The organism is Betaproteobacteria bacterium (genome assembly GCA_016720855.1).
Classification (GTDB): domain Bacteria; phylum Pseudomonadota; class Gammaproteobacteria; order Burkholderiales; family Usitatibacteraceae; genus FEB-7.
In genome coordinates, this window is record JADKJU010000002.1 from 601,676 (window position 1) to 626,755 (window position 25,080).

Genomic DNA, 25,080 nt, shown 5'->3' on the forward strand with positions numbered 1-25,080 from the left:
CCTCCCGATGAAGCATGTGTACGGATGGCTGCTGCTGACTCCGGCAGCCATCCTGCTCATCGCCTTCACGCATTACCCCGCCGCGGCGACGCTGTTCGACAGCTTCTTCTCCACCGGCACGGTGGTGCGGCCGTCGCGCTTCGTCGGTCTCGCCAACTACGCGGCGCTTCTCGACGACCCGATCTTCTGGCAGGTCCTGCGCAACAACCTCGCCTTCGCGCTCGGCACCATCCCGACCTCGATCGCCCTGGCGCTCCTCATGGCGATCTGGGTGAACGACAAGCTGCCGGCGCGGGCGCTGGTGCGCATGAGCTATTTCACGCCGACCATCCTGCCGATGGTCGCCGTGGCGAACCTGTGGCTCTTCTTCTACACCCCGCAGATCGGCCTGCTCGACAAGGTCGGCGCGATGTTCGGCGCGCCCAGCCACAACTGGCTGGGGGATCCGCACACGGTGATGAGCTGCCTCGCGGTGATGACGGTGTGGAAGGAGGCCGGCTTCTTCATGATCTTCTACCTCGCGGCGCTGCAGTCGCTGCCGCCGGAGATCGAGGAGGCGGCGAAGATCGAGGGCGCCTCGCGCTGGTACTTCTTCCGCCGCGTCACGTTCCCGCTGCTCATGCCCACGACGCTCTTCGTCCTCGTGAACGCGACCATCAACTCGTTCAAGCTCGTGGACCACCTCTTCATCCTCACCAAGGGCGGCCCCGACAACGCCTCCAGCCTGCTGCTCTACTACATCTACCAGGTGGCGTTCAGCTTCTTCGATACCGCCTACGCCTCGACGCTCACGGTCGTCCTCCTCGCGCTGCTGGCGGGGCTCGCGATCGTCCAGTTCCAGCAGATCGAGAAGCGGGTGCACTACCGATGAGGGTGCTGGCGAGGAGGCTCCCGCTGCTCGAGACGGGCGCGGCCTGGCTGCTCGCCCTGCTCTGGGTCTCGCCGCTCCTCTATGCCTTCTGGGCGGCGCTGCATCCGGCGGCGATGGCGACGCACTTCGACCCGTTCTCGATGCCGACCCTGGACAACTTCCGCAAGGCGTGGACCTATGCGCCGTTCCCGCGCCACCTGCTCAACACCGTCATCCTCGTGACGATGGTCCTCGCCGCGCAGCTGGTGCTCTGCACGCTGGCGGGCTTCGCCTTCGCGCGCTTCCAGTTCGCGGGCCACGACATCGCCTTCGGGCTGGTCCTCGTCCAGCTGATGGTGATGCCCGAGGTGCTGATCGTGGAGAACTACCGCACGATGGCGAAGCTGGGGCTCGTCGATACCATCCTCGGCATAGGACTGCCGTACATGGCGAGCGCCTTCGGCATCTTCCTGCTGCGCCAGACCTTCAAGACGATCCCGCGAGAGCTCGAGGATGCGGCGCGCGTCGAGGGCTGCTCGATGCTGGGGGTCCTCTGGCGCGTGTACGTGCCGCTCGCGAGGCCGACCTACCTTGCCTACGCGCTGGTCTCGGTGAGCTACCACTGGAACAACTTCCTCTGGCCGCTGATCATCACCAACTCGGTGAACACGCGCCCGCTCACCGTGGGTCTTGCGATCTTCGGCGCGCCCGAGTCGGGCGTCGACTGGGCGGTGATCAGCGCCGGCACGCTCATGGCCGTATCACCGCTGCTCGTCGCCTTCCTGCTGTTCCAGCGCCAGTTCATGCAGTCGTTCATGCAGGCGGGGATCAAGTAGCGGCCGGGGATGGGGGTCCGTACTGCGCCGCCGCATCGATTTTGCTACACTCGCCCCGAACTTCCGGGACCCTACCTTTTCCGACCACCCGCCGCCGCCTGGCGCGCCCATGCTCCTCTCGTTTGTCATCATCTACTGGATCATCTCGGTTGCGATCGGCCTGTACGCGGCCAGGTGGGTGCGCGACTCCCGGGATTTCGCGGTCGCGGGCCGGCGGATGCCCATGTACATCGTGACGGCGACGGTGTTCGCCACCTGGTTCGGCTCCGAGACCGTGCTGGGCATTCCCGCCACGTTCATCAAGGACGGGTTCTCGGGCGTGATCGCCGACCCGTTCGGCTCGTCGCTGTGCCTCATCCTGGTGGGCCTGTTCTTCGCGCGGCCCCTGTACCGCATGAACCTCCTCACCATCGGGGACTACTACCGCAAGCGCTACAGCCGCACGGTCGAGATGCTCACGACGCTTTGCATCGTGGTCTCCTACCTCGGGTGGGTGGGCGCGCAGATCAAGGCGCTGGGGCTGGTCTTCAACGTGGTCTCCGAGGGCTACATCTCGCAACCGTCGGGAATGATCATCGGCGCGGCGACCGTGCTCGTGTACACGATGCTGGGCGGCATGATCTCGGTGGCGGTCACCGACTTCATCCAGATGATCATCATCGTGCTGGGGATGCTCTACATCGGGTGGGAGGTGAGCGGGCTCGCCGGCGGCGTGGGCGCGGTGGTTTCGCACGCGGCGGCGAGCGGCAAGTTCAACATCCTGCCGGCGCCCGAACTGAAGGACATCCTCTGGTTCCTGGCGGCCTGGATCACGATGATGCTGGGCTCGATCCCGCAGCAGGACGTGTTCCAGCGGGTGCAGTCGGCGCGCAACGAGGACATCGCCGCGCGCTCCTCGATCCTGGGCGGCGTCCTCTACTTCGGCTTCGCCTTCATCCCGATGTTCCTCGCCTATTCCGCGAGTCTCATCGACCCGAAGATGGTGGAGGCCAACCTCACGGGCGACCCCCAGCTCATCCTGCCGAGCCTGATTCTCTCGCCAGCCGTGCCGATCTTCGCTCAGATCATGTTCTTCGGCGCGCTGCTCTCGGCGATCAAGAGCTGCGCCTCGGCCACGCTCCTTGCCCCTTCCGTGAGCTTCAGCGAGAACATCCTGCGCCCGCTCCTGCCGCGCATCGGCGACCAGCGCTTCCTGCACATGATGCGCGTGGTGATCGTGGGATTCACGGTCGTGGTAACCGCCGTGGCGCTCAGCACCGACGCGAGCATCTACAAGATGGTCGAGAACGCCTACAAGGTGACGCTGGTGGGGGCTTTTGTCCCGCTCGTGTGTGGCCTCTACTGGAAGCGCGCCACCAACCTGGGCGCGAATCTCGCCATCATCTTCGGCTTCGTCACCTGGATCGGCTTCGAGACCTACGCCACCGACGGGTTGGTGCCTCCCCAGCTGGCCGGCCTGGTCGCGAGCTTCGGCGGCATGATCGTCGGCTCGCTTTCCATGCGCAGCCTGCAGCGCGACGTAGCGACCTAGCCCCGCAACCCCCGCCTGGCGGCATTTCGCGGCGCCTTTTCCGCATTTCGTCGCATTCCGCTTCACCCCCCCCTTCGCGCCCGCCTAATCTGGCGCCAAGTCGAAAGCGCCCGCCGGGCGCCGGGCCGTGAAGGAGGAATCACCATGAGCAAATTCGAAAAACTGGACCTGATGGGCGTCGCCTCGCTGGCCGCCGTTGCGGGCGCGCTGCTGATGGGCTGGATGGTCAACACTCACGAAGCCGCCGCGCTCCATGCCCGCAGCGCCGCCCCGGCAGCCGTCACTTACACCCATGATGGCCACATGAAGCTTACGGTGACCGCCGATCGCGGCGACGCGACCGCGCCGGAATACGCGAAGACACGCACCGCCTCTGTCCGGCCGTTCGGCGGCGCGTCGCTCAGCGTGTCGCGTCCGGCCGCCATTCGCCTGTAGACCGGCCGCCATGACTTCCATCGACCAGGTCGCCACGCCCCACGCGCTTACGGTGTCGACTCTCGTGACGGTGATCGTCGCCGGCTGGTTTGCGCTGACGTTCGCGTTCACCGTCGGAGGACTCCTGGTCGGTGCCTGATCCCGCCTTGCCGTTCGGACCCCCGCCCGGCTGCCGCCGGGTTTTTTTTGGGGGGACAGATCCGGAGAACCGTCCCCGATACCTGTCCCGGCGAATGCCGCGCCCATCATCCCTAGTCGCACCCCGAGGCCCCGCCGGCGCGCTTCGTCGCAGCCGGGTGGCGCCCGGAAGCCGTCCTGCGTAGCCTCGAGTACAGAAAGGCGATTCCATGAACAGAACCAACCACCCGATTCCCGTGTCTTCGACCCCGCGCCAGCCTGCGCAACGGCCAGCTTTGCCCCCGTTCGCCCCTCGCCCCGGCATTGCCGCCCGGTGGAAGCCGCGCGATCGCGTCAGCGTCGGCGGCAACTGATACGCTTGCGGCGACTTCCCACCACCGGCCGGCCGACGTGAACCGTTACGCGCACCTGTTCGAGGGGCTCACGCTCAAGCGCGTGCTGGTCGTGACCTTGCTGTGCGCCTGGGCGGCGGCGGCCACGGTGGGGTTCGTCATCAATCCCTATTTCGACCTGCTGGTGAGCGCGCTGTGCGTGGGCTACACGAGCATGGTGCTCTTCACCATCGCGACGAACCTGCGGCAGGCGGCCATACCGCGCTGGACGGCCCAGGGGACCGCCATCGTCGTCGGCTCCTTCCTCGGCACCGTGCTGACGGGCCTGGTGAAGGGGCGAGCCCTGTCGCTCATGTTCACCGAGGGCTTCTACCGGGTGCTCGTCACCATGGGGCTGGGCATCGGCTTCGGCGCCATGGCGGTGTCGGTTTACATCCTGCGCGAGCGGGAATCGCGCCACGCGGCGGAACTCGCCCGCGCCCAGGCCGAGCGCGCGCAGCTCGAAAAGAACGTCCTGCAGGCCCAGCTCGCCCTCATGCAGGCGCAGGTGGAGCCGCACTTCCTCTTCAACACGCTGGCCAACGTCCAGCACCTGGTCGAGACCGACCCCGCGTCGGCCTCGAGCATGCTGGAGAGCCTCATCCAGTACCTGCGCGCGGCGTTGCCGCACATGCGCGAGGACGCGACCACCATCGGGCGCGAGGCGGACATGGCCCGGGCCTTCCTCGACATCCACCGCATGCGCATGGGCTCGCGCCTGGATTACGTGCTGGACGTGCCCGAGGACCTGCGCTGCCGCCCGTTCCCTCCCATGATGGCGATCTCTTTGGTCGAAAACGCCATCAAGCACGGCGTCGACCCCTGCTGCGAGGCGGGCACCGTCACGATCAGGGCCTCCGAGGAGGGCGGCAGATTGCGCTTCTCGGTAGCCGACACGGGCGAAGGCATCTCGCCCAAGAGCGGCACTGGCGTGGGCTTGTCCAACATCCGCGAGCGGTTGAAGGCCCTGTACGGCACGGGCGCCCGCCTGGTGATCGAGGAGAACGTGCCGCGAGGGGTGGTGGCGACGATCGAGGTGGACCAGGCCGCCCTGGCGGGAGGCGCCGCCCCGGCGGCTTCCGCGCCCGCCTGCCGTGCGTGATACTGCCGATCCATGGGACAGCCCACAGCGGTCATCGCCGACCGGGGGCGCGCAAGCGCCGTCATCGCCGATGACGAACCGCTGCTGCGCGCGCAGCTTCGCGCGCGGCTGGGCAAGCTCTGGCCGGAACTGGCCATCGTCCACGAGATGGAGAACGGCCGCGACGTCGAGCAGGTGATCGCGCAGCACGCCCCACGCGTCTTCTTCCTCGACATCCACATGCCCGGCGTGAACGGCCTGGAGGCCGCGCGCGTGATCGGCAAGCGGGCGCATGTGGTGTTCGTCACCGCCTTCGACCAGCACGCGGTCGAGGCCTTCGAGCAGGGAGCCGTCGACTACGTCCTCAAGCCCTTCAACGAGGAACGTCTGGCCAGCACCGTGGAGCGGCTGCACGAACGGCTCTCGGGCGCCCCTGCGGGAATCGAAGACCTCGTCGAGAAGCTTGCCGCCCGCCTGGGCCCCCGCGGCGTCGAAACGCTCCGCTGGATCAAGGCGAGCGTGGGCCAGAGCGTGCGCTTGATCCCGGTGGAGGAAGTGCTTTTCTTCCAGTCGGACGACAAGTACACGCGCGTCGTGACCGCCGACTCGGAGGCCCTGATCCGCAAGCCCATCAAGGAGCTTCTCGGGGAGCTGGATGCGGAGAAGTTCTGGCAGGTCCACCGCGCCACCATCGTCAACGTGGACGCCATCGCCAGCGTGCGCCGCGGCCTCAAGGACCAGGCCGAGATCGCCCTCAAGGGGCGCCGGGAGACCCTCCTGGTCTCCCGCAACTTCACCCACCTTTTCAAGCAGATGTAGGCAAGGGTCTGTCCCTCGACTTGCCTGCCAGCCATCCCCGCCGCCTGCATTTCGCCCCCCGTTTCCTGCACTCCGGCGCTTATCCGTCGCCCGCCCGGCCCGCCGTCCGTACTCTGGTCCCATCGAGGCTCCCTGCGGGGGCCGGCCAGACCACAGGGAGCCGGATCATGTCATTCCTCCAGTCGCTCGGACCGTCGCTCGCGACGATGACCCTTTTCTTCGGCGTGCTGATGCTTTCGCTCTCCATCGCCGCCGCTTCCCTGCTCGAAGACTACTGACCGGCGGCGTCCTTCCGGGTATCTTCCGGGGGCGCCGCGAAAGCCACGTCCATGAAGCCCCTGTCCGACCTCATCAACCGCACGCCCTGGTGGGCACTCGTCCTCGGTGGCTTCGCCGTCATCGTGACGCTGGCGGTCTTCGCCACGCCCTTCCACCTCATCGACTACCGCAAGGAAGGCGCAACGCCCGAGGAGAACCGGGCCATCAAGCGCGAGATCGACAATACCTTTGCGGAAGGGGCGCTTGACGTCGCGAGGAACGCGATCCTCGCCATGCGCGGGGCGACGTCCGACCCGATGCGCCGCGAGGAACTCGACCGCACGCTAGAGGAGCTGGATACCGCCCGGTCGGGACTGCGGGATGCCGGCAACGAGGTCCGGAAAGCCAGGCGCGAGGCCGCGGATACCGCGCGAGAGGCGGCCCGCGAGGCGGTCTCGGCGGTCGAAGAGGCCCGGCGCAGCGCCAATGAGGCGCTCAAGGAAGCCGGGGTCGAGAACGACAAGGTGAAGCAGGCCCTGGACCAGTCCCTCAAGTCGGCCCGGGAGGCCGAGGAGGAAGCGAACAAGGTGCTGGCCAAGGACGCCGGGGACGTCCCGGCGCGCAAGCGCATCGTGATCGGCATGGGCCTGGGCAAGGACAAGCCGCTGCTCGATATCGACATCTCGAAAGCCGCGCCCGGCGAAAAGCGGCGCGTCGAGATCGAGGCGACGGGCGACTCCGGCAAGGCAATCGGCGGCTCCGTCGTGATCGACCTCGATGACGAAGCCAAGGGCTCGCCGCCCAAGCCGCCTGCGCCTGCGGCCGTTGCATTGCCGCCGCTGCCTCCCGAGATGCGCGCGCAGATCCGCGAGCACGTGAGCGGCGACCTGAAGAAGATCGGCGTCGGTGCGGGCCTGGTGCTCCTCTTCATCCCGATCTTCATCCTCACGATCATCGCCAAGTTCTTCATCGACCGCTCGCGCGCAGCCCAGCGCATGGCCGAACTCAGGCGCAAGGAGGCCGAGTACCACCTCATGAGCCGGCAGGTGACGGAGGCGAAGCTGCAGGCCCTGCAGGCGCAGGTGGAGCCGCACTTCCTCTACAACACGCTCGCCAACGTGCAGGCCCTCACCGAGGTCGATCCCCCGAAGGCCAACGCGATGGTGGGCCACCTCATCCAGTATCTGAGGAACGCGCTGCCCAAGATGCGCGAGTCGATCTCCACCGTGGGTCAGGAGGTCGAGCTGGTGCGCGCCTATCTCAGCATCCTGCAGATGCGCATGGGCAAGCGGCTCTCCTTCGAGATCTCGATCCCGGAGAGCCTCGTCGCGACGCCCTTTCCGCCGCTCATGCTGCCCTCCCTCGTCGAGAACGCCATCAAGCACGGCCTCGAGCCGCAGCGCGAGGGCGGGTCCGTCCTCATCTCGGCACAGGCTCAGGATGGACGCCTCAGGCTCATGGTGTCCGACACCGGCCGCGGGTTCGGCGACTCGGTGGGTGCCGGCGTGGGCCTCGCCAATATCCGCGAGCGCCTGGTGGCCCTCTACGGCGAGCGCGCGAAGCTCACACTGGAATCGAACTCCCCCAACGGCGTCATCGCGACGATCGAGGTGCCGCTCGACGGGTTGCGCATCGCCTCGGCACCCGGAGCGGGCACGTCTTCCGCGGATTCGACGCGGGGCCAGGCGGCCGCATCGAAGACCGCGGCCGGCAAGGTGATGTCCGCGGTGGGCACCGCCGAGCGCACCTGGCGCAAGACGCTTTCGTTCGCGTTCGTGGCGATGGTCGTGGTGGCCGCCGTCGTCTCGGGTCTCGGCATTTTCGGCGTACTGACGGGTCTCGTCCCGGTGCAGGTGGGCTCGGAAACCCTTTCCGGCTCGGGCGGGGCCGTGCTCGGTGCCGCGGGCATCGCGATCGCCTTCGCGGCCGTGGTGCTGGTGCTGGCTTTCGTGGCCGCGATCATCTACGGCCTGGGGTGGCTCTTCCTGGGACTCGCGATCTTCATCCCGCTGGTGGTCCTGATCGCCACGCTTCCGGCGACCGCGCCGTTCATCCTCCTGGGCCTTTTCTTCTGGTGGGTGTTCCACCGGAAGAAGAGCGGCCCGGCCGTCGAGGCGTCCGCGCCGAAGATCGAGCCCGCGATGACGGCGGCGCCGACCCAGGGCACGCAGCCCGGAGCGATTCCGCCCGCCGTATAGAATGCCTGCATCGGCCCGGGGCGATCCGGGCCGACGATGCGGGGTCGTGGCGATCGAAGCGCGGCCGGGCCGCGACCTCCACGACCGCGAAAGACCTCCATGCCGTTTGCCATTCCGCGCACCCTGTTCGAACCCGAGCACGAACAGTTCCGCGATGCGCTTCGCCGCTTCATCGAAGCCGAAGTCCTGCCGCATCGCGAGCGCTTCGAGGCGCAGGGTTTCATCGACCGCGAGGTCTGGCTGAAGGGGGGCGCTGCCGGGTTCCTTTGCCCGACGATGCCGGAGGAATACGGGGGGGCCGCCGCCGACCGGCGGTTCAGCGTCGTGCTGTTCGAGGAGACGGCGCGCCTGGGGGCGGTGAGCCTCCTTGGCTGGTCGCTGCATTCGGACATCGTGGCGCCCTACCTTCTCCACTACGCCTCCGAGGACCTCAAGCGTGCCTGGCTGCCGGGAATGGCCGCGGGAGAGGTGATCGGCGCCATCGCGATGACGGAACCGGACGCGGGCTCCGACCTGCAGGCCATCAGGGCGAGCGCTGTGCGCGAGGGCGACCACTACCGGCTCAACGGTGCCAAGACTTTCATCACGAACGGCTGGCATTGCGACCTCGTGATCGTCGCGGCGAAGACGGACGCCTCGAAGGGCGCGAGCGGCACGACTCTCTTCGTGGTCGATGATTCGATGCCCGGTTTCACCAAGGGGCGCCGCCTGGAGAAGATCGGACTGAAGGCGCAGGACACCGGCGAGCTCTTCTTTCACGACGTCCTGGTGCCTGCCGCGAACCGTCTCGGCGAGGAGGGGCGGGGTTTCGCCTACCTCATGCAGGAGCTGCCCTGGGAGCGCCTGCAGATCGCGATCACCGCGGTCGCGCTGGCGGAAGGAGCGCTCGACTGGACCCTCGACTATTGTCGCGACCGCAGGGCGTTCGGAAGGTCGATCCTCGAATTCCAGAACACGCGTTTCACGCTCGCCGAGGTGAAGACGGAACTGCAAGTCGCCCGCGTGTTCGTCGACCGGTGCATCGAGCTCGTGGTGGCGGGCCGGCTGGACGCGGCCACCGCCTCGATGGCCAAGTACTGGTGCACCGACCTGCAATGCAAGGTGATCGATGCCTGCCTGCAGCTGCACGGCGGCAACGGCTTCATGTGGGAATATCCGATCGCGCGGGCCTGGGCCGACGCGCGGGCGTCGCGCATCTACGGCGGCACGAACGAGATCATGAAGGAACTCATTTCCCGCTCGCTCTGAGCGGCGAAGGGACCCCCGATGAGCAACCCCACCGCCATCATTGCCGAAGACGAGCCGATCCTTCGCCAGCAGCTCGAGGCCAAGCTGAAGAAACTGTGGCCGGAGCTGGAGGTCATCGCGTCGGTGGAAGACGGCGCCTCGGCCCTGGAGGCCCTCGAGAGCCGTGTGCCCGACCTCATGTTCCTGGACATCCAGATGCCGGAGCTCACGGGCGTGGAGGTGGCGCGGCACGTGGGCAACCGCGCGCACGTGGTATTCGTCACCGCCTACGACCAGTACGCGATCCAGGCCTTCGAGGCGGGGGCCGTCGATTACATCCTCAAGCCCTGTACCGACGAGCGGCTTTCGGTTTCCGTGGATCGCCTCAAGCAGAAGCTGGCGAGCCCGCCGCCGGACCTGGCCGCCATCGTCTCGCGGCTCGCGGCGCAACTTCGGGGCGGCGCGGCCGGGGAAAAGCTGCAGTGGATCAAGGCGAGCTTCGGGCAGAACCTGCGGCTGATTCCCGTCGCCGAAGTCCTCTTCTTCCAGTCCGACGAGAAGTACACGCGCGTGGTGACGGCGGACGCCGAGGCGCTCATCAAGACCCCCATCCGCGAGCTTCTCGACGGCCTGGATCCCGAGGCGTTCTGGCAGATCCACCGCTCGGCAATCGTGAACGTGAACGCGATCGCCGGCGTCACGCGCGACTTCCGCGGGCAGGCGCACGTGAAGGTCAAGGGCAAGGACGAGACCCTGACGGTCTCGCGCATCTACTCGCACCGCTTCAAGCAGATGTGACTTCGGGGAGGTGTTCGCGAACACATCCCCGGATTCTCCGGGCGGGGACGCGGGATCGCGAGCGGTGTCCGGCGCGATGGTAAAGTGCCGGCTCCGAGCGACCGGCAACGAGGCCGGTTCCTGATCCCTGGGGAGGGGAAATGACGTGCACATCGACAGGCGCCCGGCAGGCGCCGAGAGGGTCCGTTTCGCTGCCGCTGGCCGTCCTTGTGCTGCTGCTCGCGTTCTTTTCGGCAGGTGCCACCGCGCAGACCATCACCTCGTCCACCTATGACGCCTCGACAGCCACGCTGACCGTGACGGGTTCGGGCATGACCGGGGGCGACACCATCGATGTATCCAAGCTGTCGCTGACCGGGCAGGGCGGCTCCTACACCCTGACCAGCGCCAACGTCACTGCCGCCAGCGCGACTTCATTCACCGTCACCCTCAATGCCGCTGACAAGCTCAACATCAACGGCATCCTGAACAAGAACGGCACGTCGGCGGTTGATGCAACCACCTTCAGCCTGGCGGCAGCGGCGAACTGGGACCTCACCGCCGGGGCGGCGGCCGATCTGATCGGCAACGGCATCACCGTTTCCAGCGTCTCCGCGCCGACCGTCACCAGCGCCACGTACGACGCGAGTACCCACGTTCTCGTCGTGACCGGCACCGGTCTGGTCAAGTCCGTTGGCGCCACCAACGACATCACGGTCAGCAAACTGACTTTCACCGGCGAAGGCGGCGGTACCAATACCCTGTCCACCACGTCCAACGTCGAAGTCACCAGCGCCACCAGCTTCAGCGTCACGCTGGCGGGCGCCGATATCGCCGGCGTCAATGCGCTGCTCAACAAGAACGGCACCTCCTCGACCGGCGCGACGACCTACAACCTCGCCGCCGCGGACGACTGGAACACGGTCATCACCGGCGGCAACATCGCCGACTTCGGCGGCAACGGCATCACCGTCTCGAACGCATCACCGGTTGTGACCAGCGCCACCTACGATGCCAGCACCGGGAGCCTGGTTGTTACCGGTGCCAACATGGTTACCGGCGACACCATCGATGTATCCAAGCTGTCGCTGACCGGGCAGGGCGGCTCCTACACCCTGACCAGCGCCAACGTCACTGCCGCCAGCGCGACTTCATTCACCGTCACCCTCAATGCCGCTGACAAGCTCGACATCAACGGCATCCTGAACAAGAACGGCACGTCGGCGGTTGATACAACCACCTACAACCTGGCGGCGGCGGCATCCTGGGATGCGACCCGCAGCACCAGCGCCGATCTGACGGGCAATGCCGTTACGGCATCCAATGTCTCCGCGCCGACCGTCACCAGCGCCACGTACGACGCGAGTACCCACGTTCTCGTCGTGACCTGCACCGGTCTGGTCAAGTCCGTTGGCGCCACCAACGACATCACGGTCAGCAAACTGACCTTCACCGGCGAAGGCGGCGGTACCTATACCCTGTCCACCACGTCCAACGTCGAAGTCACCAGCGCCACCAGCTTCAGCGTCACGCTGGCGGGCGCCGATATCGCCGGCGTCAATGCGCTGCTCAACAAGAACGGCACCTCCTCGACCGGTGCGACGACCTACAACCTTGCCGCCGCGGACGACTGGAACACGATCATCACCGGCGGTGACATCGCCGACTTCGGCGGCAACGGCATCACCGTCTCGAACGTCGCGGTGCCGGCGATCACCAGTGCTACCTACAACGCCAGCACGGGCGTGCTCGTGGTGGCCGGTACCGGCCTCCTGTCGCTGAGCGGCGCGGCCAACGACATCGACGTCAGCAAGCTGACCCTGACGGGCGAGGGTGGTACGACCTACACCCTGACCTCCTCGGGCGTGGAGATCACTTCCGGTACCGGCTTCTCGGTGACGCTGAACGCCACCGACCGGGCGGCGGTGAACCAGATCCTGAACAAGAACGGCACCTTTTCGACCAACGCCACGCTCTATAACCTGGCCGCCGCCGAAGACTGGGCGGCGGGGGCCGATACCGCGGTGGTCGTGGCCGATCTCGCTGGCAACGGCATAACTGTCTCCAACGTGGCCGTGCCCACGATCACCAGCGCCACCTACGACGTGAGTACCGGCGCGCTCGTCGTGACCGGCACCGGCTTCCTCAGCCGTAGCGGCGCCGCGAACGACATCGTGGCCAACAAGTTCACCATCACCGGCCAGGGCGGCGCGACCTACGCGCTTACCGATACGGCGAACGTGGAGATCGCCTCCGGTACCGCCTTCACGTTGACCCTGTCGGCCACCGACAAGGCGGCGGCAGCCCTGCTGCTCAACAAGAACGGGACGAGTTCCGTGGGCGGCACCACCTACAACCTGGCCGCCGCCGAGGACTGGGCGGCAGGTGCCGATCCCGCAGTGGTCGTGGCCGATCTCACCGGCAACGGCATCAATGTAGGCAGCCTCACGGCGCCCGGCGCACCGACGATCGGCACGGCCACGGCTGGCAATGCGCAGGCGAGCGTGTCATTCACTCCCCCGGCCAGCGACGGAGGCTCGCCCATCACCGGCTACACCGTGACCTGCAATCCGGGCGCCGTCACGGGCGCGGGTGCGAGCTCCCCGATCACCGTGACGGGGCTCGTGAACGGCACGGCCTACGCGTGTTCGGTGACAGCCACCAATGCATTCGGCACGGGGATCCCTTCCGCTCCGGTGAGCGTGACGCCGGTACAGAACACCTATACGGCACCTTCGGCCACCGGAACGGGTTCGGTCACGGCGAGCTTCACCGGCGGCGGCGCAGGCTGCACGTACACGACGGCGCAATACATTCCGCTCACCGGCAACGCGGCGAGCCCGCCCGCCGGCAGCGCGCCGGTCGGCGTGGCCTTTCAGCACGGACTGTTCGACTTCACCACCGGCGGCTGCACGGCCGGAAGCACCATCACGGTGACAATCACCTGGCCCGCAGCACTGCCTGCCGGCACGCAATACTGGAAATACGGTCCCACGCCGACCGACGCCGCGCCGCACTGGTACGTCCTGCCTGCGACCATCGCCGGAAGCGTGACGACGTTCACCATCACTGACGGCGGCCTGGGCGACGACGACCTCGCAGCCAACGGCACCATCGTCGACCAGGGCGGGCCCGGAAGCTCGGGTGCGGCGAGCGCGGTGCCGACGCTCGGCCAATGGGCGATGATCGCCCTCATGCTGATCCTGGGGCTGATCGGGATGCGCAGGGCCCGTGCTGCTGCGTAGCGAAAGCCGGTTCCGGCCGCCGGGCTGACGTTACAATGTTGCCTCGCGGACAACCGAGGCATTCGATGATCTACAGTCTTTCGGATCGCACGCCGATCCTCGAAGGCGATAACTTCGTCGCCCCCAATGCCGCCGTCATCGGCTCGGTGCTCATGAAGAAGGGCGCCAACGTGTGGTGGGGCGTGACCATCCGCGGGGACAACGACCTCGTCACCCTCGGCGAGAACGTGAACGTGCAGGACGGCTCGGTGATCCACACGGATCTCGGCATTCCCGTCGTGCTCGAGAAGAACGTGAGCATCGGCCACATGGTCATGCTGCACGGCTGCACGATAGGGGAAAATTCCCTGATCGGCATCGGCGCCATCATCCTCAACCGTGCCGTCATCGGGAAGAACTGCCTCATCGGCGCCGGCGCGCTCGTGCCGGAGGGCAAGCACATCCCGGACGGCTCGCTCGTCCTGGGCATGCCCGGCAAGGTCGTGCGCCACCTCACGGCCGAGGACATCGCCAACAACACCTGGATCGCCGAGCATTATGTCGAGCGCTCGAGCGCCTACCGCAAGGGTTTGAAGCCTGTCGGCTAGCGCCGCCCGCCATCGCGGGGCGCTTGCGGTCTGGGCGCTGCTCGTCGCCTACGCGAGCCTCTACCCGTTCTACCCGCTGCGCATGCCGGGGCCGGACGCGCTGGCGATATTCCTTTGGCCTAACGTGCTGCTGGAATTCGACGTGGGGCTCAACGTCGCCGCCTATGTGCCGCTGGGGGCGCTTGCGTTCCTGATCCTGCGCTCGTCGAATGCGCCCTGGGCCGCGCGCGCGAAGGCGGTCGCCTGGTGCGCGGGGTTGAGCCTCGCGATGGAGGCGCTGCAGCTCTTCGTGCCCAACCGCGTGGCCTCGGTCTTCGACGTTGCCGCGAATGCCGCGGGCGCGTTCGCGGGAACGCTGGTCTTCGCCGAGCCGCTGAACTCGCTCGCCATGCGTCCGCTGGCACAGGCAAGGGAGCGCGTCGTGGCCTCCGGTGGCTGGGGCGATGCGGGCCTCGTGCTGGTGGTGCTCTGGCTGCTTGCGCAGTTGAATCCCGCGCTGCCTTTCTTCGAGGCCGGCAACATCGGTGGCGAAACCGGATCGTCCCCGGGAGAGTTCCTGGTGACGGCAGGGTCGGTCGCTCTTTCCGTGGCGGGATTCGGCTTCTTCGTCTCGGTCGTCCTCAAGGGGTCCGGCGGAGCGCTTCGCTGGACGCTCCTGCTCCTCACCATGGCGCTGTGGTGCAAGTTCGCCATGGCCTCGATGATGCTCAAGCCCCACCTGAGCGCGGGCTGGGTGACGGAGGGCCGCGTCGCGGGCCTCGCCGCCGGACTCCTCGCTTTCCTGCCGCTGCGCAGGGTGGGCAGGACATCGCGCATCTATCTCGCCATCGTCCTCACGCTGTCCGGCGCGCTATTCGCGAAGATCTTCGGAGCCTACAGCGAGCTGGGCGATTTCATCCGGCTCTTCAACTGGCCCTACGGGCAGCTCACGACCTTCGCGACGCTGACGCGCTACCTCCACGAGGCGTGGCCGGTGCTGGCGCTGGCCTGGCTCATCGCGCTATTCGTCTGGCGGCGAGACGAGCCGATACAATGACCGCTGCGAACAGGATGGCATCCATGGGCTACTACAAGCATCACGTGTTCTTCTGCCAGAACAAGCGCGAGGCGCCCGAGGCGTGCTGTGCCAACCACGACGCGTCGGCCATGCGCGATTACTGCAAGGGGCGCGTGAAGTCGCTGGGCCTCGCGGGCGAGGGCAAGGTGCGCGTGAACCAGGCCGGGTGCCTCGATCGCTGCGAGGAAGGCCCGGTGCTCGTGGTCTATCCCGAGGGCACCTGGTACACCTACGTGGACAAGGCGGACATCGACGAGATCATCGACGAGCACCTCGTGAACGGCCGCGTGGTGGAGAGGCTGAAGATTTGAGCGGGGCCGAGTCGCGCAGCGCCACGATCGAGGGTGCGGCCGGGGTCATCGAGATCGCGTATGCCATTCCCGCGGATCCGGTCGCGATCGCCGTTGTCGCGCATCCGCACCCGCTGTTCGGGGGCGCCATGGAGAACAAGGTCGTGACGACCCTGGCCAGGGCGTTCACGGACGCGGGGGCGGCGACCTTCCGGTTCAATTTCCGCGGCGTGGGCTCCAGCGAAGGGCGGCACGACGAGGGGCGCGGCGAGACGGACGATTTCCTCGAGGTGGCGGCGCACGCGGCACGCGCGGTCGGGGAGCTCCCGCTGTGGATGTCCGGCTTCTCCTTCGGGGGCGGGGTCGCGCTGCGCGCGAGCGGGCGCGCGGAGTTCTCGCGCCTCGTGCTGGTGGCGCCGGCGTTACGCCGCATGACGGGCCACGGGCTGGGCGAGCCGCCGGACCCGAAGGACGCGAACCTTGGTGCGCCGGGTCGCCACACGTCGGTCAACACGATCGTCGTGCACGGCGACAAGGACGAAACGACCCTGCTGGCCGATTCCCTGGCCTGGGGGGCGGTGCGAGACGTCCCGGTGCTCGTGGTCCCCGGCGCCGACCATTTCTTCCACCGCAAGCTGCACGTCATCCGCGATACGGTGGGCCGCCTGGTGCGGTAAAAAAGGGGACAGACCCCCTTTCCGGAAAAGAGGTCTGTCCCCCTTTTCATGCCCGGACGGCGCGCCTGGCGGGTGGCGAGACGAAGAGCACCTTGGCGAGCGCCTTGCGGTTCTTCACCACGTCCTCGAGGGTGTGCTTGCGTAGCTGCGCGTAGAAGGCGTCCACGGCGTCCGACAGCGCGACCTTGAGCCTGCAGTCGGCGGTGATGGCACAGGCGTTGGATTTGGCGTCGAAGCATTCGGCGGGGATGTCGCCGCCTTCGGTCAGTTTCACCACGTCGCCCACGTTGATTGTCGAGGGCGCCCGGGCCAGCGTGAGCCCGCCCCCGCGGCCGCGGGTGTTGTGCAGGTAGCCTTCCTTGCCCAGGAAATGCACGACCTTCGTGAGGTGGTGCCCGGAAATGTCGAAGGCCGCCGCGATTTCGGCGATGGTGGTGCGCCCCTTGGGGTGCGCCGCCACGTACATGAGCACGCGCAGGCTGTAGTCGGCGAAGGTGGTGAGCCGCATAACCCGCATCCTACATCCAGCTTAACGCGCGCGCACGCGGCCCGCCGGGGACCGCTACCGGTACTTGATGGTGCAACCGTAGGGCGCGTTGGAGGCGTTGCTGACCGGCTTGCCGGCCTTCATCTCGTCGAGGGCGGCCGCGACGTGGTTCCTGGCCGTCTTCACGTCGGCCACGTCGGTGGAGCGCTTGTCGTCGATGGCGCCGTTGTAAGCCACCTTGCCGCTGGGGTCGATGACGTACATGTGCGGTGTCACCTTGGCGCCGTAGGCAAGTCCGACAGTGCCGGGTTCATCCATCACGAAGCGCGTCGGCGCCGCGCCGAAATCCGCCAGCGCCTTGGTGAGCGCCGCGGGCGCCATGTAGTCCTGGTGCCCGGCGTTGGTGGAATTCACGGTGAGCCAGACCACTTCGCCACCATACTTTTTCTGCAGGGCCTGCATGTTGCCGCTCCTGTAGTGCTTCTGCACGAAGGGGCAGCCGAAGTTGTGCCATTCGAGCACCACCGTCTTGCCCTTGTAGTCGGCGAGGCTCACGGGCTTGCCGGAGAGGTCGGTGGCGGTGAACGCGGGCGCGGGCTGGCCGACGACGGCGGCGGCGAATGCGCTTGCCGCGAACGCGGCCGTCAGGGTGAATGCCACCGTCGTGAACGCAGCGGTGATGCGCTCCCCTCTGCCTCGGGAGACAGGCTGGGGGTGAGGAAAAGCTCTCTTCATGGCGGGCTCCAGTGTCAGCGTATGGTGTCGTTCGCCGCCGTCCTTGCGGCCGGCAGCTTCGAAAGTTCCTCGACAACGAGCGAGGCGGTGAGCACTTCGGGCAGCAGCTTCGGCTGCGCCTGCCCCGGCGCGTAAAGCGCGTAGACGGGAAGCGCGTTGCGCCCCAGCTGCGCGAGCGCCGCGGTGATGCGCGGATCGTGGTTGGTCCAGTCGGCCTTGAGGGGCACGACACCGCGGTCGGCGAGAGCTCTCACGACCTCCTCCCGGTTGAGCGCGACCCGCTTGTTGACCTGGCAGGTGACGCACCACGCGGCGGTGAAGTCCACGAACACGGGCGTGCCCGCCGCGCGAAGCTCGGCGAGCCTCTCCGGCGACCAGGGCTGCCAGGCGATTTCGCCGGACTTCGCGTTCGCCGCGCGCGCCTCGTTGGGCGCGGCGGTGGGGCCGGGCCAGGCCAGCCACAATCCGGCCGCGGCAAAAAGCGCGGCGAAGACGAAGCGCGCGAGGCTTTCCGAGCGCGCCCAGCGCCCGTAGATCCACGCGCCGATGGCGAGCACCAGCAGCCCGCCCAGCAGCGAGAGCACCGCGTCGTTGCCGACCTGCGCGCCCAGCACCCACGCGAGCCAGATCACGGTGGCGAAGAGCGGGAAGGCCATCACCTGCTTGAAGGTTTCCATCCACGGGCCCGGCTTCGGAAGCTTCCGGAGCGCGGCGGGGAAGAACGAGAGCGCGAGCACGGGAACGGCCATGCCCACGCCCAGCATCGCGAATACAGCGAGCGATATCGAGGCCGGCTGCGCGAGCGTGAACCCGACCGCCGCGCCCATGAAGGGCGCCGTGCAGGGGGTCGCCACCAAGGTGGCCAGCACGCCTGCGAGGAAGGCATCGGCATAGCGCCCCTTGGCGGAAACGTTGGACGTCATCGACTGCGCGAACCCGCCCCACTCGAAGACACCGAAGAGGTTGAGCGCCATGAGGAAGAAGAGGGCGGCCAGCAGCGTCACGAACGCGGGCGATTGCAGCTGGAAGCCCCAGCCCAGCTCCGTGCCGCCCGCGCGAAGCGCCAGGAGCAGACCCGCGAGCGCGAGGAAGGAAACGAGGACGCCTGCGGAAAAGACCGCGCCCTGCATCCAGAGCGCGCGCGCATCGCCGTGCGCGTGGCGCACGAACCCCATCACCTTGATGCCGAGCACCGGGAAGACGCACGGCATGAGGTTCAGCAGCAGGCCGCCCGCGAGCGCGAACACGAGCGCGAGCGCGAGGCTGGACCCGGCCTCGTTGCCTGCGGGCGCGATGGGCGCCTGCACGGGCGCGAGCGCGGCGACCACAGGCCCGGTGATCTCCACCGACCTGCGGTTCGCGGCACCCGGCCAGGCGCTGCCGGCCACGAGCACGCCTGCGAGATCCTTCACGTCCTGCGCCACGGGCTCGACCAGCTGCATCTCGAGCCGGAATCCGCCGCCGTCGCGCGTGAGGACCTGCGGCGCAGGGTGGTCGATGAAATTCTCGCGGTAGGGGAAGAACGCGACCGACGCCGGGGCAAGCGTGCCGGCAGGCGGCATGTAGCGCAGCGTGAGCCTGTTGCCGGCAATCGCAGATTCGGCCGTCCATCCGGTAAGCGTGGCGGGCAGCTTCGCGCGCGCCTTCGCGAAGAGTGCGGCCTGGGCGCCGTCGGGCGGCGGATCGCCCTCCGCGACCGCAAAGGCGAGCGTGAGCGTGGCCTTCTCGGGAATGCAGATGTCCTTGCACACCAGCCAGCTCGCGTTCGCGGTGATCGTGACCGGGCCGGGCCGGGCATCTGCGGGTGGAGTGAGTTCGGACAGGAGGATGGCTTCGTCGGAATAGCCGTAATTCAACATGGGGCCGACGCGCTGGCCCTCGGGGTGCGGCCAGGCGATGGGGCCCGCGGTCCAGCCCTCGGGAAGCCGCCACTGGATTTTCGTGGGCAGGCCCGAGTCCCCCGGGTTCTTCCAGTAGGTGTGCCAGTGCTCGTCCATGTGCAGCCGCAGGCCCACGGTGGCGGGCTTGCCCGGGGAGGCGGCCGTGCGCTCCGCGATGAGCTCGGCTTCCACGTGCTCGGTGCGCACCGGCACCGCGTGCGCCGCGATCGCGAAGGCGCCTGCAAGGACGAGGGCTGCGGCGAGGAGGATCCGGTGGCGGGGGAGGGGGTGGGTCATCACGTACAATCGGGGGAAGCCAACGCATAGAGCGGCAATCGGGGGCGAAGTTCCTCCCCGGCCGGCCAACCATGCCCTGCGTCAGATTTCATCGTTTCGCGTCCCTAGCGACCAGGATTCCGCGCCTATTCTACTTGCCGCGGGCCTACACCCTGCCGCCGCGTGCCCGCCGGACCGCGTATCCCTCCTGAGGCATCCATGGCCACGCTGACCCGCAGGAAAGCCGCGGCGCCCGAGCCCGAGTCCACCGCCGAGGTGACGCGCAAGGAACCCGACGACGTCCTGTTCTTCGCCACCTGTCCGCGCGGCCTCGCGGGCGCGCTGGCCGAGGAGCTGGCCGGGCTGGGCGCGACGCAAATCAAGGCGGGCGAGGCGGGAGTCGATTTCGAAGGGCCCTTCGCGCTCGCCTACAAGGCGAATCTGGAATCGCGGCTGGCCACGCGCATCCTCGCCCGCGTCGCGCGCTTCGATTACCGAAACGAGACGGACATCTACGAGGGCGCCAGGCAGGTGCGCTGGCACGCGCACTTCGGCCTCGAGAGAACGTTCAAGGTCGACACGAACGCGGTCAAGGCGCCGGTGAAGAGCATCGACTTCGTCACGCTCAAGGTGAAGGACGCGATCGCCGACGTCTTTCGCGACGCTTTCGGCAAGCGCCCCGACGTGTCCTCGCGCGAGCCCGAGGTGCGCGTGCACGTATTCCTCGACGCGAAGTGGTGCACGCTCTACCTGGACACCAGCGGCGAGCCGCTCTTCAAGCGCGGGCGGCGCGACCGGGCCGGGGAGGCGCCCCTCAAGAAGAACCTGGCGGCGGGGCTGCTCCGGCTCTCGGGGTGGACCCCGGAACAGCCGCTGCTCGATCCCATGTGCGGCGCCGGAACCATCCTCGTTGAAGCTGCTGAAATGGCGCTGGGGCTGGCGCCCGGCCGCGATCGCCCGTTCGGGTTCGAAAAGCTCACGCGCTTCGACGCGGCTGCCTGGGAGGCAATCAAGGCCGAGAGCGCGGAGCGCGCGCAACCGGCGGCGCCGCGCGAGATCCACGGCTCCGACCTCTACGGCAGCACGCTCGACCTGGCGCGTGCCAACCTGCGCGACATGAATCTCGAGGGCGTCGTGTCGCTCAAGCAGGCGAACCTCCTCGAGCTTTCCGCGCCCGCGCCATCGGGGCTCCTCGTCACCAATCCGCCCTACGGCGTGCGCATCGGCGAGAAGGAGGAGCTCGCGAAGTTCTACCCGGAGCTCGGCCACCTGCTGAAGCAGAAGTTCGCCGGCTGGACCGCCTACATCTTCTCCGGCGACCCGGACCTTCCGAAGCTGATCCGCCTTGCCGCCACGAAGCGCACCGTGCTCTACAACGGCGCCATCGAGTGCCGGCTCTACGAATACCGCATGGTCGCCGGCGGCAACCGACCCTGACCGCGCTGCTCCTGATCAAGCTGGCGCTGGTCCCGTTCGCGGTGTGGCTCGCGAGCCTTGCCGCGCGGCGCTGGGGGCACGCGGTCTCCGGCTATCTCGGAGGCTTTCCCATGATCGGCGGCCCGATCACGCTCTATCTCGCCGTCGATTACGGGGCGGATTTCGCCGCACGCTCGGCCCTCGTGACGATGGCGGCGGTCGCGGGACAGGCGGGGCACATGGTCGCGTTTTCCGCGGCCGGCCGCGCGGCGGGGGCGCTGGCAGGGCTCGCAGCCGGCTGGACCGCCTACGCAGTGCTTTCGGTTGGCGTGGGCTCGCTTCCGCTTGTACCGGCATCCGCGCTGGCACTGGCGATCGCGGGCCTTCTGCTCGCCGCGCGGATCCTGCCGCAGCCGCGAGACATTGCAACGCGGCCCGTGATTCCACCCGTGGAAATGTGGCTGCGGCTCGCCGCGGCACTGGCGCTGGCAGCCCTCATCCTTTTCGGCGCGGCCACGCTCGGGCCGACGGTGAGCGGCATCCTCCTGTCGCTTCCCATCACCGGCTCGATCATGCCGCCCTTCACACTGAAGCTCTACGGGCCCGATGCGCTCGCGCGGCTGCAACGCGGATTCATCACAGGCCTCACCGGATTCACCGCATTCTTCTTCGTGGTGAGTGTGGCGGTGGTGCCTTTGGGTGTCGTGGGGGCGTTCACGCTCGCCACGGCCGCAGCACTCGCCACGGTCGGGGCATTTTCGCGGTCGAGCAGGTCGCGCGCGTGAAACGCGCGCGTTGCTGATCTGCCTCAACACCTTCGGGGGAGTCTGGGGCTAGCGTGAATCGTCATGAACGGTCCCATCATGCCGCTGCACGGAATGAGACGGCGCGCGGTCCTGCCGCAGCCCATTCGCTCCATGGTGAGGAAGCTTCCTCGCGTGCCTTCCTCGGCCGTCGTGGCGGCGGTGCTCAACCTCATGATCCGCAGGCGTCTCCCGATCACGGTATTCGAGCACCTCGGCGACCGGCCGTTCTCGATCGAGGTACGCGACCTGGATCTGGTGATGGCCTTTCGCTATGTCGGCCGCCGGTTCGTGCCCGTGCCCTCGTCCGGGCAGGCGGCGCTGCGCTTCCGGGTGAATGCCTCCGACTTCACCACCCTCGCCGCACCCGGGGACGCGCCTGACGCCCTCTTCCTGCACGATCTCGTGGTGGTGGGCGACCCCGATATCGCGCAGGAGGTGCACCATGCACTGGAAGGCATCGACGTGGTCCGCACCCGCCGGATCCTGCGGCGCGCCCTGCGGCGGGTCGAGCGGGAGTGCGCCCCGGGATGAGCCGCGGCCCCTTTCTTCGATTTCCCTGATCTGTCTCAAGGAAATCGCGGGTGCGCGGACTAGCCTGTCCCGTCCCGTGATTGTCCGTCCCGAAAGCCCGAGGTGACCGTGGCCCAGGTGGTTCCCTTCCCCGCGCGACCCGCAGCCCGCATGAGGCTCGTGTGCCCCGCCGGCACGCCGCCCGCGCTGCGGATCGCCGTCGACAATGGCGCCGATGACGTTTACCTCGGCTTCCGGGACGAGACGAACGCGCGCAACTTCGCGGGCCTCAACTTCGACGACAAGGCGATACGGGAAGGCCTCGACTACGCGCATCGCAAGGGCGCGCAGGTGCTCGTCGCGCTCAACACCTTTCCGCAGCCCTCTACCTGGCGCAAGTGGCAGACCGCGGTGGATCGCGCGGCGGACCTCGGCGTGGACGCGATCATCGTCGCCGACGCGGGGCTGCTTGCCTACGCCGCGAAGAGGCATCCGCTGCTTCGCCTGCACCTGTCCGTGCAGGGCTCGGCCACCAGCCACGAGGCGATCAACTTCTACCACGAGAAATTCGGCATCAAGCGCGCCGTGCTGCCGCGCGTGCTTTCCGTGGAGCAGGCCGAGAAGGCCATCGCGCGCACGCCCGTGGAGATCGAGGTGTTCGGCTTCGGGAGCCTGTCGATCATGGTCGAGGGGCGGTGCGCGCTCTCCTCCTATGCCACGGGAGAGTCTCCCAACACGCACGGCGGCTGCTCGCCGGCCAAGGCGGTGCGCTGGCAGCAGGTTCCGGGCGGGCTCGAGTCGCGGCTGGGCGGCATCCTCATCGACCGCTTCGGCGAGGCCGATCATCCGGGCTACCCCACCCTGTGCCGCGGCCGCTTCGTGGTGAACGGCGATACCTACTACCCGTTCGAGGAGCCCACGAGCCTCAATACGCTCGAGCTCCTGCCGCGCCTGCAGGCGATGGGGGTGGCGGCGATCAAGATCGAGGGGCGGCAGCGCAGCCCCGTCTACGTGGAGGCCGTGACGCGCGTCTGGCGCGAGGCGCTGGACGACTGCGCGCGCGAGCCGCAGCGCTTCCGCGTGAAGCCCGCCTGGCAGGAAGCGCTTGCCGGCATCTCCGAGGGGCGCCAATGCACGCTGGGCGCCTATCATCGGCCGTGGAAATGAACGCGACCCCCGGGAAGACGATGAAGCTCGCCCTCGGCCCCCTTCTCTACTATTGGCCGCGCGAGACCGTGCTCGCTTTCTATCGCGAAGCGGCGGGCTGGCCGGTGGAAACCGTCTACCTGGGCGAGACGGTGTGTTCGCGCCGCCGCGAGCTGAAGCTCGCCGACTGGATCGCGATCGGAGAGGACCTTGCCCGCGCCGGGAAGGAAGTGGTGCTGTCCACCGGCGAACTCCTAGAAAGCGACGCGGACCTTCGCACCATGCACGCGGTGGCGGACAACGGCGTCTTCCGCGTCGAGGCGAACGACATGGCTGCGGTGCGGGCGCTGGCGGGAAAAGCCCCGTTCGTCGCCGGACCCTTCCTCAACGTCTACAACGCAGGCACGCTTCGGCTGCTGGCGGACCTGGGCGCGACACGATGGGTGGCACCCGTGGAGCTGTCCCGCGATGGCATCGCGGCCGTCGTGGCCGAGGGGCCCGCGGACTTCGAGACGGAGGTCTTCGCGTACGGGCGCCTGCCGCTGGCGGTGTCGGCGCGCTGCTTCACGGCGCGCTACAACAATCTCACCAAGGATCACTGCGAGTTCCGCTGCATCGACCATCCCGACGGCCTGGCGCTCGATACGCAGGACGCGGAGCACTTCCTGGTGCTGAACGGGGTGCAGACGCAGTCGGCCAGCGTGCACAGCCTGGCGCCCTTCGTGGATGAAGCGCGCGCCGCCGGTGTGGGCATCCTGCGCCTCTCGCCGCAGTCTCGCGGCACCGGCGAGGTCGTCGCAATCTTTCGCGCCCTGCTTTCGGGCGCCGTCGGTCCGGGCGAAGCGGCGGCGCGGCTCGCGCCGGTCATGCCCGCCGCCGCCTGCGACGGTTACTGGCACGGCAAGCCCGGCATCGTCTCGGATTGGGGACGCGTTCGCGAACACGTCCCCGAAATGGAGGAACGCCCATGAACGCAACTGTTGCCCGCCGCCTGCCGGCGCCGGTTCGTGCCGTCGCCAGGCGCCTGCCGCGCTTCCCGGCTTCGATCGCCTTCGCAACGGGGCTGAACCTCACGCTTCGCCGCAAGTTCCCGGACGATGTGCTGGAGCGCCTCGAGGGCCACACCTTTGCCATCGTCGTCGAGGACGCCGGCGTCGAGCTCCTGTTCCGCGTCCGCAACCGGCGCTTCGTGCCGGTGGCAAACGCCGCCGAGCCGGTGCTGCGGTTCCGCGCCGTGGCGTGGGATTACGCCGCGCTCGCCGCCCGCGAGGCGGACCCGGACACGCTCTTCTTCAACCGCCGGCTCGTGGTCGAGGGCGACACCGAAATCGCGCTCCTGGTGAAGAACACGATGGACACGATCGACATCCCGCGCACGCGCGGGCTCCTCAAGCGGGCGATGAAGGTCATCGGTCCGGGAACGCGCTGAAGACGGCGGAGCGCTCGC

23 protein-coding genes are annotated in these 25,080 nt (G+C 68.0%); 20 read left to right on the top strand and 3 right to left on the bottom strand.

All coding sequences use genetic code 11. From position 1 onward, the window contains the following. The first annotated feature begins 7 nt into the window (after window positions 1–7). The 14 genes from IPP91_09930 to IPP91_09995 all read left to right on the top strand — a co-directional run bounded on the left by IPP91_09930 (window position 8) and on the right by IPP91_09995 (window position 16,377). Window positions 8–871: a sugar ABC transporter permease gene (locus IPP91_09930; protein MBL0142389.1), complete on the top strand. Its 864-nt coding sequence runs from the start codon at window positions 8–10 to the stop codon at window positions 869–871. Further along, window positions 868–1,686 (top strand): carbohydrate ABC transporter permease, encoded by an 819-nt coding sequence (locus tag IPP91_09935; protein ID MBL0142390.1) that lies wholly within the window; start codon window positions 868–870, stop codon window positions 1,684–1,686. The genes IPP91_09930 and IPP91_09935 overlap by 4 nt, the downstream gene beginning before the upstream one ends. Before the next feature lie 109 nt (window positions 1,687–1,795). After that, window positions 1,796–3,217: a sodium:solute symporter family protein gene (locus IPP91_09940; GenBank protein ID MBL0142391.1), complete on the top strand. Its 1,422-nt coding sequence runs from the start codon at window positions 1,796–1,798 to the stop codon at window positions 3,215–3,217. A 144-nt stretch (window positions 3,218–3,361) separates the two neighbouring features. Then, a complete protein-coding gene (locus tag IPP91_09945; protein MBL0142392.1) occupies window positions 3,362–3,652 on the top strand; it encodes a hypothetical protein in 291 nt (96 codons plus the stop codon). Window positions 3,653–4,180: 528 nt separating this feature from the next. Continuing rightward, entirely contained in the window at window positions 4,181–5,263 is a 1,083-nt protein-coding gene (locus tag IPP91_09950) for a histidine kinase (protein MBL0142393.1), read from the top strand. 12 nt (window positions 5,264–5,275) lie between these two features. Then, the gene (locus IPP91_09955) at window positions 5,276–6,061 is read left to right on the top strand and encodes a response regulator transcription factor (protein ID MBL0142394.1); all 786 of its coding nucleotides are present in this window, start codon (window positions 5,276–5,278) and stop codon (window positions 6,059–6,061) included. A 329-nt stretch (window positions 6,062–6,390) separates the two neighbouring features. After that, window positions 6,391–8,517 (top strand): histidine kinase, encoded by a 2,127-nt coding sequence (locus tag IPP91_09960; GenBank protein ID MBL0142395.1) that lies wholly within the window; start codon window positions 6,391–6,393, stop codon window positions 8,515–8,517. A 99-nt stretch (window positions 8,518–8,616) separates the two neighbouring features. Further along, a complete protein-coding gene (locus IPP91_09965) occupies window positions 8,617–9,765 on the top strand; it encodes an acyl-CoA dehydrogenase family protein (protein MBL0142396.1) in 1,149 nt (382 codons plus the stop codon). A gap of 18 nt (window positions 9,766–9,783) precedes the next feature. Continuing rightward, complete coding sequence (locus tag IPP91_09970) at window positions 9,784–10,542, top strand: response regulator transcription factor (GenBank protein MBL0142397.1); 759 nt, start codon at window positions 9,784–9,786, stop codon at window positions 10,540–10,542. Window positions 10,543–11,570: 1,028 nt separating this feature from the next. After that, window positions 11,571–13,766 carry an IPTL-CTERM sorting domain-containing protein gene (locus tag IPP91_09975; GenBank protein ID MBL0142398.1) on the top strand — a complete coding sequence of 732 codons (2,196 nt, stop codon included), beginning with the start codon at window positions 11,571–11,573 and terminating at the stop codon, window positions 13,764–13,766. Window positions 13,767–13,831: 65 nt separating this feature from the next. Further along, window positions 13,832–14,353, top strand: coding sequence for a gamma carbonic anhydrase family protein (locus IPP91_09980; GenBank protein ID MBL0142399.1), 522 nt, complete (start codon window positions 13,832–13,834; stop codon window positions 14,351–14,353). Between the two features lie 124 nt (window positions 14,354–14,477). Then, on the top strand, window positions 14,478–15,389 hold the full coding sequence (locus tag IPP91_09985) for a VanZ family protein (GenBank protein MBL0142400.1): 912 nt from the start codon (window positions 14,478–14,480) through the stop codon (window positions 15,387–15,389). 23 nt (window positions 15,390–15,412) lie between these two features. Continuing rightward, window positions 15,413–15,721, top strand: coding sequence for an NAD(P)H-dependent oxidoreductase subunit E (locus IPP91_09990; GenBank protein ID MBL0142401.1), 309 nt, complete (start codon window positions 15,413–15,415; stop codon window positions 15,719–15,721). After that, a complete protein-coding gene (locus tag IPP91_09995; protein ID MBL0142402.1) occupies window positions 15,718–16,377 on the top strand; it encodes an alpha/beta fold hydrolase in 660 nt (219 codons plus the stop codon). The genes IPP91_09990 and IPP91_09995 overlap by 4 nt, the downstream gene beginning before the upstream one ends. Before the next feature lie 46 nt (window positions 16,378–16,423). On the opposite strand, the gene IPP91_10000 is transcribed toward IPP91_09995, so the two are convergent. From IPP91_10000 to IPP91_10010, 3 genes are read right to left on the bottom strand one after another with little or no spacing between them, the layout of a single operon-like run. Then, window positions 16,424–16,885, bottom strand: coding sequence for an Rrf2 family transcriptional regulator (locus IPP91_10000; protein ID MBL0142403.1), 462 nt, complete (start codon window positions 16,883–16,885; stop codon window positions 16,424–16,426). A 54-nt stretch (window positions 16,886–16,939) separates the two neighbouring features. Further along, window positions 16,940–17,599, bottom strand: coding sequence for a redoxin domain-containing protein (locus IPP91_10005; protein ID MBL0142404.1), 660 nt, complete (start codon window positions 17,597–17,599; stop codon window positions 16,940–16,942). Window positions 17,600–17,613: 14 nt separating this feature from the next. After that, window positions 17,614–19,776, bottom strand: coding sequence for a thioredoxin family protein (locus IPP91_10010; protein MBL0142405.1), 2,163 nt, complete (start codon window positions 19,774–19,776; stop codon window positions 17,614–17,616). Window positions 19,777–19,974: 198 nt separating this feature from the next. Between IPP91_10010 and IPP91_10015 the strand changes: the two genes are divergently transcribed. The 6 genes from IPP91_10015 (at window position 19,975) to IPP91_10040 (ending at window position 25,062) form a co-directional block, all read left to right on the top strand. Further along, window positions 19,975–21,192 carry a class I SAM-dependent RNA methyltransferase gene (locus tag IPP91_10015; protein ID MBL0142406.1) on the top strand — a complete coding sequence of 406 codons (1,218 nt, stop codon included), beginning with the start codon at window positions 19,975–19,977 and terminating at the stop codon, window positions 21,190–21,192. Continuing rightward, the gene (locus IPP91_10020) at window positions 21,144–21,956 is read left to right on the top strand and encodes a hypothetical protein (protein ID MBL0142407.1); all 813 of its coding nucleotides are present in this window, start codon (window positions 21,144–21,146) and stop codon (window positions 21,954–21,956) included. Before IPP91_10015 ends, IPP91_10020 begins: the two co-directional genes overlap by 49 nt. A 63-nt stretch (window positions 21,957–22,019) precedes the next feature. Then, the gene (locus tag IPP91_10025; GenBank protein ID MBL0142408.1) at window positions 22,020–22,508 is read left to right on the top strand and encodes a hypothetical protein; all 489 of its coding nucleotides are present in this window, start codon (window positions 22,020–22,022) and stop codon (window positions 22,506–22,508) included. Between the two features lie 150 nt (window positions 22,509–22,658). Continuing rightward, a complete protein-coding gene (locus tag IPP91_10030; protein ID MBL0142409.1) occupies window positions 22,659–23,654 on the top strand; it encodes a U32 family peptidase in 996 nt (331 codons plus the stop codon). Between the two features lie 20 nt (window positions 23,655–23,674). Beyond that, complete coding sequence (locus IPP91_10035; GenBank protein MBL0142410.1) at window positions 23,675–24,604, top strand: U32 family peptidase; 930 nt, start codon at window positions 23,675–23,677, stop codon at window positions 24,602–24,604. Beyond that, a complete protein-coding gene (locus IPP91_10040) occupies window positions 24,601–25,062 on the top strand; it encodes an SCP2 sterol-binding domain-containing protein (GenBank protein ID MBL0142411.1) in 462 nt (153 codons plus the stop codon). Before IPP91_10035 ends, IPP91_10040 begins: the two co-directional genes overlap by 4 nt. Window positions 25,063–25,080: the final 18 nt, after the last annotated feature.

Bases quoted from the DNA above. Each gene is read 5' to 3' on its own strand.
- IPP91_09930 (MBL0142389.1), top strand. From the start codon at position 8: ATGAAGCATGTGTACGGATGGCTGCTGCTGACTCCGGCAGCCATCCTG.
- IPP91_09935 (MBL0142390.1), top strand. From the start codon at position 868: ATGAGGGTGCTGGCGAGGAGGCTCCCGCTGCTCGAGACGGGCGCGGCC.
- IPP91_09940 (MBL0142391.1), top strand. From the start codon at position 1,796: ATGCTCCTCTCGTTTGTCATCATCTACTGGATCATCTCGGTTGCGATC.
- IPP91_09945 (MBL0142392.1), top strand. From the start codon at position 3,362: ATGAGCAAATTCGAAAAACTGGACCTGATGGGCGTCGCCTCGCTGGCC.
- IPP91_09955 (MBL0142394.1), top strand. From the start codon at position 5,276: ATGGGACAGCCCACAGCGGTCATCGCCGACCGGGGGCGCGCAAGCGCC.
- IPP91_09960 (MBL0142395.1), top strand. From the start codon at position 6,391: ATGAAGCCCCTGTCCGACCTCATCAACCGCACGCCCTGGTGGGCACTC.
- IPP91_09965 (MBL0142396.1), top strand. From the start codon at position 8,617: ATGCCGTTTGCCATTCCGCGCACCCTGTTCGAACCCGAGCACGAACAG.
- IPP91_09970 (MBL0142397.1), top strand. From the start codon at position 9,784: ATGAGCAACCCCACCGCCATCATTGCCGAAGACGAGCCGATCCTTCGC.
- IPP91_09975 (MBL0142398.1), top strand. From the start codon at position 11,571: ATGGTTACCGGCGACACCATCGATGTATCCAAGCTGTCGCTGACCGGG.
- IPP91_09980 (MBL0142399.1), top strand. From the start codon at position 13,832: ATGATCTACAGTCTTTCGGATCGCACGCCGATCCTCGAAGGCGATAAC.
- IPP91_09990 (MBL0142401.1), top strand. From the start codon at position 15,413: ATGGGCTACTACAAGCATCACGTGTTCTTCTGCCAGAACAAGCGCGAG.
- IPP91_10000 (MBL0142403.1), bottom strand. From the start codon at position 16,885: ATGCGGCTCACCACCTTCGCCGACTACAGCCTGCGCGTGCTCATGTAC.
- IPP91_10005 (MBL0142404.1), bottom strand. From the start codon at position 17,599: ATGAAGAGAGCTTTTCCTCACCCCCAGCCTGTCTCCCGAGGCAGAGGG.
- IPP91_10010 (MBL0142405.1), bottom strand. From the start codon at position 19,776: ATGACCCACCCCCTCCCCCGCCACCGGATCCTCCTCGCCGCAGCCCTC.
- IPP91_10015 (MBL0142406.1), top strand. From the start codon at position 19,975: ATGGCCACGCTGACCCGCAGGAAAGCCGCGGCGCCCGAGCCCGAGTCC.
- IPP91_10025 (MBL0142408.1), top strand. From the start codon at position 22,020: ATGAACGGTCCCATCATGCCGCTGCACGGAATGAGACGGCGCGCGGTC.
- IPP91_10030 (MBL0142409.1), top strand. From the start codon at position 22,659: ATGAGGCTCGTGTGCCCCGCCGGCACGCCGCCCGCGCTGCGGATCGCC.
- IPP91_10035 (MBL0142410.1), top strand. From the start codon at position 23,675: ATGAAGCTCGCCCTCGGCCCCCTTCTCTACTATTGGCCGCGCGAGACC.
- IPP91_10040 (MBL0142411.1), top strand. From the start codon at position 24,601: ATGAACGCAACTGTTGCCCGCCGCCTGCCGGCGCCGGTTCGTGCCGTC.